14 protein-coding genes are annotated in these 10,008 nt (G+C 48.7%); 11 read left to right on the forward strand and 3 right to left on the reverse strand.

Annotation, left to right across the window (positions count from 1 at the left end; translation table 11 throughout):
- Nucleotides 1–119: 119 nt before the first annotated feature.
- Nucleotides 120–602 carry a hypothetical protein gene (locus tag AC29Z1_RS08100; RefSeq protein WP_488270952.1) on the forward strand — a complete coding sequence of 161 codons (483 nt, stop codon included), beginning with the start codon at nucleotides 120–122 and terminating at the stop codon, nucleotides 600–602.
- A 39-nt stretch (nucleotides 603–641) separates the two neighbouring features.
- Here AC29Z1_RS08100 and AC29Z1_RS08105 read toward each other — a convergent pair whose 3' ends face one another.
- Entirely contained in the window at nucleotides 642–1,265 is a 624-nt protein-coding gene (locus tag AC29Z1_RS08105; RefSeq protein ID WP_488270953.1) for a hypothetical protein, read from the reverse strand.
- A 159-nt stretch (nucleotides 1,266–1,424) separates the two neighbouring features.
- Here AC29Z1_RS08105 and AC29Z1_RS08110 point away from each other — a divergent pair, with 159 nt between their 5' ends.
- From AC29Z1_RS08110 to AC29Z1_RS08130, 5 genes are all read left to right on the forward strand, one after another.
- Nucleotides 1,425–3,341, forward strand: a complete 1,917-nt coding sequence (locus AC29Z1_RS08110; RefSeq protein WP_488270954.1) for an ABC-F family ATP-binding cassette domain-containing protein — start codon at nucleotides 1,425–1,427, stop codon at nucleotides 3,339–3,341.
- 157 nt (nucleotides 3,342–3,498) lie between these two features.
- Nucleotides 3,499–4,089, forward strand: a complete 591-nt coding sequence (locus AC29Z1_RS08115) for an RNA polymerase sigma factor (RefSeq protein ID WP_488270955.1) — start codon at nucleotides 3,499–3,501, stop codon at nucleotides 4,087–4,089.
- Between the two features lie 46 nt (nucleotides 4,090–4,135).
- Nucleotides 4,136–4,360: a DUF1659 domain-containing protein gene (locus tag AC29Z1_RS08120; RefSeq protein WP_488270956.1), complete on the forward strand. Its 225-nt coding sequence runs from the start codon at nucleotides 4,136–4,138 to the stop codon at nucleotides 4,358–4,360.
- 72 nt (nucleotides 4,361–4,432) lie between these two features.
- Nucleotides 4,433–4,645, forward strand: a complete 213-nt coding sequence (locus AC29Z1_RS08125; RefSeq protein ID WP_488270957.1) for a DUF2922 domain-containing protein — start codon at nucleotides 4,433–4,435, stop codon at nucleotides 4,643–4,645.
- Between the two features lie 60 nt (nucleotides 4,646–4,705).
- Complete coding sequence (locus tag AC29Z1_RS08130; RefSeq protein WP_488270958.1) at nucleotides 4,706–4,849, forward strand: YvrJ family protein; 144 nt, start codon at nucleotides 4,706–4,708, stop codon at nucleotides 4,847–4,849.
- An 81-nt stretch (nucleotides 4,850–4,930) separates the two neighbouring features.
- On the opposite strand, the gene AC29Z1_RS08135 is transcribed toward AC29Z1_RS08130, so the two are convergent.
- On the reverse strand, nucleotides 4,931–5,071 hold the full coding sequence (locus tag AC29Z1_RS08135) for a hypothetical protein (protein ID WP_488270959.1): 141 nt from the start codon (nucleotides 5,069–5,071) through the stop codon (nucleotides 4,931–4,933).
- Nucleotides 5,072–5,231: 160 nt separating this feature from the next.
- On the opposite strand from AC29Z1_RS08135, the gene recD2 reads away from it, so the two are divergent.
- Nucleotides 5,232–7,406 carry an SF1B family DNA helicase RecD2 gene (gene recD2 / locus AC29Z1_RS08140; protein ID WP_488270960.1) on the forward strand — a complete coding sequence of 725 codons (2,175 nt, stop codon included), beginning with the start codon at nucleotides 5,232–5,234 and terminating at the stop codon, nucleotides 7,404–7,406.
- The gene (locus AC29Z1_RS08145) at nucleotides 7,400–8,056 is read left to right on the forward strand and encodes a ComF family protein (RefSeq protein ID WP_488270961.1); all 657 of its coding nucleotides are present in this window, start codon (nucleotides 7,400–7,402) and stop codon (nucleotides 8,054–8,056) included. Before recD2 ends, AC29Z1_RS08145 begins: the two co-directional genes overlap by 7 nt.
- Nucleotide 8,057: 1 nt before the next feature.
- On the opposite strand, the gene AC29Z1_RS08150 is transcribed toward AC29Z1_RS08145, so the two are convergent.
- A complete protein-coding gene (locus AC29Z1_RS08150) occupies nucleotides 8,058–8,699 on the reverse strand; it encodes an HD-GYP domain-containing protein (protein WP_488270962.1) in 642 nt (213 codons plus the stop codon).
- Between the two features lie 190 nt (nucleotides 8,700–8,889).
- On the opposite strand from AC29Z1_RS08150, the gene AC29Z1_RS08155 reads away from it, so the two are divergent.
- The 3 genes from AC29Z1_RS08155 to flgN form a co-directional block, all read left to right on the forward strand.
- A complete protein-coding gene (locus AC29Z1_RS08155) occupies nucleotides 8,890–9,291 on the forward strand; it encodes a flagellar protein (RefSeq protein WP_488270963.1) in 402 nt (133 codons plus the stop codon).
- A 131-nt stretch (nucleotides 9,292–9,422) separates the two neighbouring features.
- On the forward strand, nucleotides 9,423–9,716 hold the full coding sequence (flgM, locus tag AC29Z1_RS08160; RefSeq protein WP_488270964.1) for a flagellar biosynthesis anti-sigma factor FlgM: 294 nt from the start codon (nucleotides 9,423–9,425) through the stop codon (nucleotides 9,714–9,716).
- A 20-nt stretch (nucleotides 9,717–9,736) separates the two neighbouring features.
- On the forward strand, nucleotides 9,737–10,008 hold a 272-nt coding region (gene flgN / locus AC29Z1_RS08165), incomplete at its 3' end, for a flagellar export chaperone FlgN (protein WP_488270965.1).

The following is a 10,008-nucleotide window of genomic DNA, read 5'->3' on the forward strand; positions in this document are numbered from 1 at the left end:
ATATCCCCTGCTCCACTACACTTTATGCTTTACCCCAATATTTGACAAAGAACCTAAATAACATTTTTATCATGCGGTGCATACACTATCCTATCCCAAGGCAAAGGGGGTAGGATTGTTTGTTTTTATCCTATTCGGCTAGCGTTATTATGGTTTCGCTGGCACTTTATGGTTTGTGGCATCTCTTGCGTGATGTCCGAAACTGGGTGAGTACATTTGCGTTTGTCCGGTTACCTGGAGCCAGCCTGGTTATTTTGGTACGCAATATGGAATATGAAGTGGAGGATTTGATGCGGTATTTGGCCAATGAAATGGCTGATGGCGGGCAGGAATGTGACGCTGTTGTTGTGGACTGTGGTTCTGATGATCTGACACCCATTATTTTAACGCGATTGGCAGAAGAAATACCGGCGTTAACCGTGGTAACCAGTGAGCGGGCGGCGCGCCCGGTAACTGAGGTTTTGCCGCTGTGCCGGGGAGCGGTGGTGCATGTGCTTGATTTGACCAGCAGACTAAAGGTTGAACAGTTTATGGCTGTAGTGGCTTCCTTGCTGCGGCAAAGCCACCGGGAAGTGGTAATTCGGGGAAAAGAAGAACGCTAACCGGGGCTAAGCACACACTGCGCTTACAATAGTCACAACTTACTTCTCAGGGTGAGGCACATTAGCTTGCTCTCGGCTTTGTTTGATATTTATTATCTCATGAAAAACATCGGCCAACTTTACTGCCAGTGAAAGCAGTTCAGGTGTATAACTCGAAAAGGATTCATGAAACGTGCTTGTTGGCTGCGCCAGCTTGAGGGTGGGGGCTGTACTGGCAGCCAGGCGAGCTAGCGTCAGTTGGCGATTGACGGTAGCATTTGTCCAGAGCACTGGGAGTTTAGTCTTGCCAGACAGCGTGATGGTTGTCTGGTAAGGCTTATTTGTGTTGATGCAGACTGCAGTAACGGCATGGAAATTGACGTAGCCGGTTGTAGTGTCACCAGCTACCCGGGGCTTGCGAACTTTCACCGGAACCAGGACAAGACCGGGAGCCAAGGGCAGTGGCTCAAGGTTTTTTCGTTCGGTATCGGCCCGGGTTCTGGCTTTGAGCGCAGCCAAGTCAATGGCCCGGCTTTTGGCCAGACGCCCAATTACAGCGCGAACCCGGCAAGCAAGCATTGTGGTGCTGCCATCACAGGTTATGATGGTTGTATTGTCACCTAACGTGTTATAACAGGGGACAATGGCAGCAATATGCTCCGGTGCAGGCAAAGGGTAGGTCATAACAATTACCTCCTATCATACTTCGAACATACGTTCTATGGTTACTACCATATTAACAGAAAAGTAATTTTTTTACAAGTAGTGCTAAAGGGGTAGTGGCAGGCTTGTACATTTAGCTGGGAATCGTTACAATAATAAGAGGCATATAGGAGGTAACAAATGAGTGTACTGGAAGTTCGCGGCTTGAGTAAGGCCTATGGCATACAAACTATTTTTACTGATATAAATTTTCAAATCCGCCGTGGGGAAAAAGTAGGTTTAATTGGCCCCAATGGTGTGGGAAAGACAACGTTAGTGCGCTGTTTATTGGGATTGGAGAAACCCGATAGCGGACAGGTAACATTAACTCCGGGTGAGCGGATTGGATATGTAGAACAGGATACCGGCTTGGGTGGTAACACTCTCTATGATGAACTGTTGGGAGCTTATGGGGATGTGTTGGGATGGCAGCAGGATATGCAGCGTCTAGAGGTCGCTATTGCTGGGGAAACCGATGCTGACAAGCTGGACAAACTGATGAAAGAGTATGCCTATGTCGTTGAACGGTTTGAACGTAGCGGTGGTTATGAATATGAAAACATGGTGCGGCGGGTGGCGTTTGGCTTGGGATTTTCCGCAGAGGATCTGGCGCGGCAGACCCATGAGTTTTCCGGTGGGCAAAAAACCAGGATATGTCTGGCGCGGGCGCTGATTCGGCAGCCGGATTTTCTCTTTTTGGATGAACCGACAAACCATCTGGATTTAGGCATGGTGGAGTGGCTGGAAGAATTTTTGGTAGGTTACTCCGGTGCTGTGCTGGTAATTTCTCATGACCGATATTTTCTAGATAAAGTAGCCGAAAGAATCCTGGCCATCGAGCAGGGCACGCTGGCTGATTATACTGGGAACTACAGTGAATATTTGGAGAAAAAGGCAGAAAAGCTGGCAGCCCAGGAAAGGGCTTATAACAAACAGCAGGCTTTTATCACCAAAACCGAGGCGTATATTGATCGCTACCGGGCCGGGATCAAAGCCAAGCAGGCAAGAGGGCGGCAAAGTCAGCTTAATCGGCTGGTACGCTTGGCCCGTCCGGAAACAGGGACCGGTTTTGATTTTTTTGCTTTTAATCCCCCGGCTGAATGCGCAGAACGGGTGGCTGAACTAGTGGATGCTGAGGCTGGCTATGGGGAGAGAAAAGTGTTGAATGGTGTGTCGCTACTGATTCGCCGGGGGGACGGGGTGGCTCTGGTTGGTCCGAACGGGGCTGGCAAGACAACTCTGTTAAAGCTGTTAACTGGTGAACTGGAGCCAATGAGCGGCAAGGTCAAGCTGGGGAGTCGGGTGCGGCTGGGGTATTTTGCCCAGGAGCATGAAAACCTGACTGCTACCAATCGGGTGCTTGATGAGATTATGCGTGAGTTTGCATTTAGTGAAGAGCGGGCTCGTCACTATCTTGGTGCCTTTTTGTTTCGCGGTGACGATGTGTACAAGCTGGTGGGCGATCTCTCCGGAGGGGAAAAGGCACGTCTGGCGTTGTTAAAACTAATGTTGACCGGGGCTAATTTCCTTATTTTGGACGAACCGACCAACCACCTGGACATTGCGGCCAGGGAAGCTGTGGAAGAAGCGATTATGAATTTTCCCGGCACATTTTTGACCGTGTCTCATGACCGGTATTTTCTGGATAAAGTGGCTAACCGTATTGTCGAGCTTAAGGATGGGCTAGTGACAGAGTATGCCGGCAATTACAGCTATTACCGCGATAAAAAAGCGGCAGCAGAAAAGGAGGCTGCTCAGGCGGCTGTTCAGGCTGCTGGGCAAAAAAAGCAGAGTGACAGCAAATCAAAAACCGCAGCGCAGACTGCCACAGGCAAAGCGGCTAGTTGGCGTAAACCGGACATTGCTAAACTGGCGAAAAGGCTGGAGGCCGAGATTGCCTTGCTGGAACATGAGTTAGCCGCCCTGGAAGCCAGACTTAACGATCCGGCTAGTCATACCGATGCAGTGCTCAGCCGGGAGCTGGCTGAAGAATATGCCGCCAGGCAAGCAGCGCTTGATGAGAAATATACAGCCTGGCTGGAGCTTACTGGCGACTAGGTTGAAACGAGGTAAATCCATAGGTAGCAAGCCATCCTGACTCAGGTGTTGACCTGAGCCAGGATGGCTTTTGTTTTTTTCTCACCAGTCATGTTACTTTGTAGCCAAGCGCTAATTTGAGGAACCGGTTCCTCGCCAATAGGTGAGGATCATGAGTATGGAACAGTTGGTGTTACAGGCCCAGCAAGAGGGGGCAGACGGGGCGGCCTTTGCGGAAGTGTGTCGGCGGTTTGCCGGGCTGGTGAAAAAGTATGCCAATCAGCCGCATGTGGCCGGGATAAAAGAAGAAGCTATCGCCGAAGGCTGGCTGGCAGTGGTAGCGGCTGTACGAAGCTATAACCCGTCCGCGGGAGTCCGATTTGCTGGATATGTTGAGAGTCGGGTCAGGTATGCGGTGTGGAATTTGTTCAAACGGGAACGGCGACGCTGGCAGCAGGAAGTGTTTTTGACAGGTAATACTTTGGGCGAGGATCAGGAAATGCCAAACTTGCTAGATACTTTGGCGGCAGACGATGATGTAGCAGCAGAAGCTGAGGCCAATCTTGTCGTGGCAGCCATCAGAGAGGCGTTAGCCACTCTGCCTGGCAGACAGCAGACGGCTGTTGTTAAAACGCTTGTAGGGGAGGCTCGGCTAGCGGATATCGCGGTAGAACTGGGGATTACCCCCCAGGCAGTCTATAGCTTGCGTCAGCGCGGGTTAGCCCGCGTAAAGCAGGAATTAGTGAAAAAACGTATTTTGACCATTTAAAATTACGTTTTCCTGGAATGTATGAGAGTGTAAGGAGGTGAGCAGTATGGCAGTAGTAAAAATGCCGCAAAGTGGCAAATTAATTCTCAAAGTGCAGACCGGCATCAATACGTCTGGTAATCCGGTTTACCGGAATCGGACCTTCGCGAATGTCAATCCGAGTGCAGCCGATAGCGATGTGTTTGCTGTAGCCGAAGGGTTGGCAGGACTGCAGGAGCACGCGCTGGTGGACATTGTCCGCCAAGACTCGAGCAACCTCGTAAATCAGTAATCTGCGTTCCTATCATGTATCCAGTTGTGCGATATTTGACCTCAGTCTACTATTGAGAAAGGAGGCGTAACCATGACTAAGACCCTGCAAATGGTATTTCTCACCAGTGAGGGTAAAGAGACAACCATCAGTGTTGCTGATCCCAAAGCGGATGTAACATTGGCTCAGGTGCAGGCGGTGATGCAGGAGATTATTGACAAAAATATATTTGTCATCAAAGGCAGCACCTTGACAGGCCAAGTGGAAGCCCGGATAAGCAGTCGGGAAACAGTGGTACTGGTGTAGCTATTACGAAAGGAGCGCTCTAGCATAGGCTGTGGTGCTCTGGTGGAAGGAGTGAACCTGATGGAACAGATGCTTAGCTATGTTTCTAGTTATGGCTTTCCGATGGTAGTAGCCATCTACCTGTTGGTGCGCATTGAAACAAGACTGGAAACACTGGCTGTCAGCATTCACGATCTGTCTAAGGTTATCGCCGAAAGACTGTAGAATAAGCAAAATTCCCTGGCTTACCGGTAATGGTAACCAGGGAATTTTTGCTTATGGCGTTTAGCGAGGCTAACAGTTTACTTACAGATTAAGATAAAGTGCCATAAACATATAGGCAACAGCCGATAGGAGTACCAGCTGAAAAATAAGACCATCGATGCGATATGGGCGCTTAATGGCTCGATGTAGGAAGTAATGGTAGGTGTACATGCTTTCTTTCATATGCATAGGCCTCACAGTTGTTAATTTTCAATGCACTGTTTGTATAATGTACTCGGTTTATGAGAAAAATCCTGCCAGAGCAATGTAAAAATATGCAGGACTTTTCGTAGGGGGTGCGAATTAAAACAAGGAACTTATGTTTGGATATTCCTAAGTAAATATGGGAGTTAGCGCAGTGGATAATAAACTGGAAGGTATTGTTGAAAATATAACATTTCAAGCAGCCGATGGCAGCTTTACTGTATTTCGCCTTAAACCGGCGGGGGAAACGACAACCGTGGCCGTAACTGGCAGTTTTCCTGCCCCGCTTATCGGCGAACAAGTGAATTTGACTGGAGAATGGGTGGAGCATGCCCGTTATGGACGGCAGTTCAAAGCTACGACCTGCAAACGTATAGCGCCAACTTCCGAGCAGGGAATTGAGCGATTTTTAGCCTCGGGGGCAATTAAAGGCATTGGTCCGGCTATGGCTGCCCGACTGGTAAAGCATTTTGGCGCCCGCACATTGGAGATTATTGAGCGTTACCCGCACCGTTTAGCCGAGGTAGAGGGAATTGGCAGCAAGAAGCTGGAGCAAATTCGCCAATCCTATGCTGAACAGGCTGAACTAAAAGAAGTTATGCTGTTTTTAGAAATGCATGGTGTCACCAGTGCATATGCTGCCCGGATTTTTGCCTGTTATGGCTCAGATTCGATTGCTGTACTGCAGTCAGATCCCTATCGCATGGCCGAAGAAGTAAAAGGAATTGGCTTTCGCATTGCCGATCAGATTGCCAACGCCTTGGGGTTTGATCGGGATCACCCTTCCAGGATGGCAGCCGGGATACAGTTTTCACTGCAGATGATCGGACAGGCTGGACATTGTTGTGTGCCTGAGGAGATCCTTACCGAACAAACCGCCAAACTTCTCAATCTCGATCAAGCCGAAATCGCCGCTGTTATCAGACAGCAAATCGAGCGTGGCAAGCTGTATACCGAAGATTTTCACGGTTTGACACTGGTGTATCCGCGGTACCTCTACCGGGCTGAGAAAATGGTGACAGACCGTCTGCTCAGACTGAAAGCCTCGGCCCGGGCTCTTGCTGACATTGATCCAGAACAGCTGGTGAGCCAGTGGGAAGTCTCTGCCGGCGTTACGCTGGCAGAGGCCCAGCGCGAGGCACTGGCGGCAGCGATGAATCACGGGGTGTTGGTATTAACTGGTGGACCGGGAACAGGAAAGACAACCACGGTTAAAGGCATATTAGCGTTACTTGAGCAGCAAGGATTAAAAATCGTATTGGGAGCACCGACAGGCCGGGCTGCCAAACGGCTAGCTGAGACCACCGGGCGCGGTGCGATGACCATTCACCGCTTGCTTGAAGCCGGGGGAGGATCGGATGACGAGCCGGTATTTGCCCGGGATGAGTTCAATCCACTGGATGCAGATGTAGTGATTGTCGATGAAACTTCGATGATGGATATGCTGCTAATGAGCTATTTCTTACAGGCCGTGCCGGACGGCTGCCGGGTGATACTCGTAGGTGATGTTGACCAGCTTCCGGCAGTTGGACCCGGGTCAGTGCTCAAGGATATAATCCGTTCTGGTGCTATTCCGGTGGTACGGCTTACCGAAGTATTCCGTCAGGCAGGCGAAAGCATGATTGTACTGAACGCTCACCGGATTAACCGGGGGCGCTTGCCGGAATTCAGCAGTAAGGATTTTCAGTTTCGCGAAATCGCGGATAGCGAGGCAGTGGCCGAGGCTATTGTGGATTTGTGCCAAACTGAGCTTATGCAGGAGGGGTATGATTGTTGGCGTGATGTTCAGGTATTATCGCCGATGCATCGCCAGCCATGCGGGGTTGAGAACCTCAATCGCCTTCTACAGGCAGCACTCAATCCGCCTAAGGATGGTAAAGAATACATCCAGGGCGTTAATCAGGTGCTGCGGGAAGGGGATAAAGTGATGCAGATTCGCAACAACTATACCAAAAGGGTTTTTAACGGTGATATTGGCTATATTCTTGCTATTGCTGACGGTAAAGTGCTTGTTCGTTACCCGGAAGATGATGTCGTGTATGAGAAAGGCGAACATGATGAACTGACCCTGGCCTATGCGATGAGTGTTCACAAAAGCCAGGGCAGTGAGTATCCGGTGGTTATCATGCCGCTTACTCCAGGCCATCATATCATGCTGCAGCGCAATCTTCTGTACACTGCCGTTACTAGGGCCAAAGAACGGGTCATATTGTTGGGCAGTAAAGCAGCCCTCAACACAGCGGTTATGAGCGACCGAACCCGTCGACGGTATTCGCTGCTGGCTGAACGGCTTCAGGGTGAACCGTTATGCTAAAGGATTGGCTGCAAGCCCTGCTTGATCTGCTGTTTCCCCAGCGCTGTCCGGCTTGCGGTCGGTGGGCTGATCGTTATGCCTGGTGCCAAGCCTGTCTTGCTGCCATTGTTGCCGTACGGCAAGTATCACTGCCTATACATCATCTTACCTGGCTGGATACTTGCCTGACGGTGGCTGACTATAACGGTCAAGTTAAGCGTCTCATCCGAGACATGAAGTTTCGCCGCAATACCCGTCAGGCTGCCAAACTTAGGTATCTGTTGGACTATGGCATTACACCGGATCAATACCATAATATCGAAGCCGTGGTACCTGTGCCGCTTCACTTTAAGCGTCTGCGAGAACGTGGCTTTAACCAGACTGTGCTGATTTTTAAACCCTGGGCGATACAGCGAAACCTGATTTGGCACGATGTGCTTGCCCGGACAACTCCTACCTTGCCCCAATGGGAGCTCAGTCTCAAAGAGCGCCGCAAAAACATGAAAGGCGCGTTTACGGTAACGCGCCCTGAAGTAATAGTTGGAAAACATATTCTGTTAGTTGATGATATCTTTACCAGCGGATTGACCATGGATGAATGTGCCAAAGAACTTAAAAAGGCTGGGGCCCGAACCGTCAACGGATTGGTGTTGGCCAGCGGGGCGCGGTAAATTACCCCAGGGCGTCAATAAATGCCCGAACTACCTCAGTATCAAAGGCCATGCCTGACAGGCTCAAAAGCTCGCGGACGGCTTCATCTTTGGTTTTGACCCAGTGCTGGGTACATGGATTAATAAACCGGTCATAGTGATTGGCCACCGCAATAATACGTGCGCCGAGCGGAATGTTTACGCCTTTGAGTCGCTTAGGATAGCCTGTGCCGTCAAAGCGTTCATGATGAAAACGGATATATGGAATCAGCTCTTGGCATGAGGGGATATTTTCCAGCATGCAACTGCCGGCATTGCAGTGATTTTTGTACACACTCATCTCACGGGTCGATAAATATGGTACCTTAGCCAGTACCTGATTGGGTACAGTAAGATGTCCAATATCGTGTAACAGTGCGGCCAAACGGATACGCTCAATCTCTTCCCGGGGAAGTCTCATTTTGGCGGCAACACTGACCGCATAATTAGCTACTTGATGGCTGTGCAAAAATAATTTGGCGTTTTTTAGTTGAATAAGCTGCATAAAGTTAGCAATTATGCCATTGACTGTTTCCGTATCAGCGGCATAAACTTCGGGATCCTGCATCAGCGTCAGCATATACACGACAAACTGCCTTTCATTGGAAACCAGCATAATAGGCATTGCCTAGGATTTCCATAATTTAACCAAAGCAAAAAACGTAAAATAAGCAATAAAGTAATTAGCCAAAAAACGTCATAATCCTGCTTGCTTTTATAAAAAAATGCCTAATATTTTAGAAATAAGTCTAAAGGCCTAGGCTATAGCGTGAAAATACTATATAATAACGGTAAGGAAAAAAGGGGGGCTACTCATGGGACTTGCGAATTGTTCTGAATGTGGCAGAGTGTATGTCGAAAATGCGGCAAAAGTTTGTCCAGAATGTTACCGCAAACAAGAAGCTGATGCGGAAAAAGTCATCGAATATCTGCGTGATGTAGACAAAGCTACTCTGGAGGAAATTCACCAAGCTACCGGAGTTAAACATAAGGTAATTTTGCGTTTGATTCGCAGTGGCCGCATCGTGGGCTGTGATATCTCTTATCCTTGTGAAACCTGCGGAACATTAATTGATGAGGGGCGGCTGTGTGATAAATGCAGCAAAAATATCCTGGATCAGATGAAAGCCATCGAACACCACGAACAGCAAGAAGTACTGCCTTACCAGCGGCGTTCACGGATGTATGGAAAAGTAGTGGAAGATAAAGATCGTTGATATTTTGAATAAAATAGCGAAATCCAGTAATAAGACTTAATAATTCACTCTAATTGCTTGTGGTGGGGATTAATAACCCCGCCATTTTTAACGATAATCAAAGTAAGAACTCCTGAGTTGTGAGGTGCCGTATGAATATAAAAAATATCCCCAATATAGCTAAAGTCTATGGTGAGCAAACGAAAGTGTCTAAAGGGGCTAAGAACCAAGGAGTAAGTTCGACCCAGCGCCCTGACGAAGTCATTATATCTAACCATGCTCAGGAAATAAGCCAATATCTCCGGGCAATAAAAAACATGCCAGAAGTCCGGGAAGTTAAAGTGCGAGAATTGACAGATAAAATCGCCAAAGGCGAGTATAAGGTCGACTCGCGAGAACTTGCCGAAAGAATCATTGCCTATTCAAAAAATGAGCGCCTGTACTAGTAAAGGAGGCTGTTACCATTATGGCAGCTATGTGGGAAAAAATGATTGTTCTTTTGAATCAGATGCTTCGAATCTATCAGGCGCTTTTGCGTTTAAGCCGGAAGAAACGTGAAATCCTGGTTGCAGCTAACCCTAAAGAGCTTGAGCAAGTGACTAAACAGGAGGAATTGCTCATCATTGAGGCTGGCAAACTGGAAACCATGCGGCAGACACTTGTAAGTGAACTTGCTGCGGCACTTGGGTTAGCTCCTAATCAGGCTGTATTATCAACGCTTATTGAGCATGCTGATAA

Source organism: Sporomusa sp., from assembly GCF_057736855.1.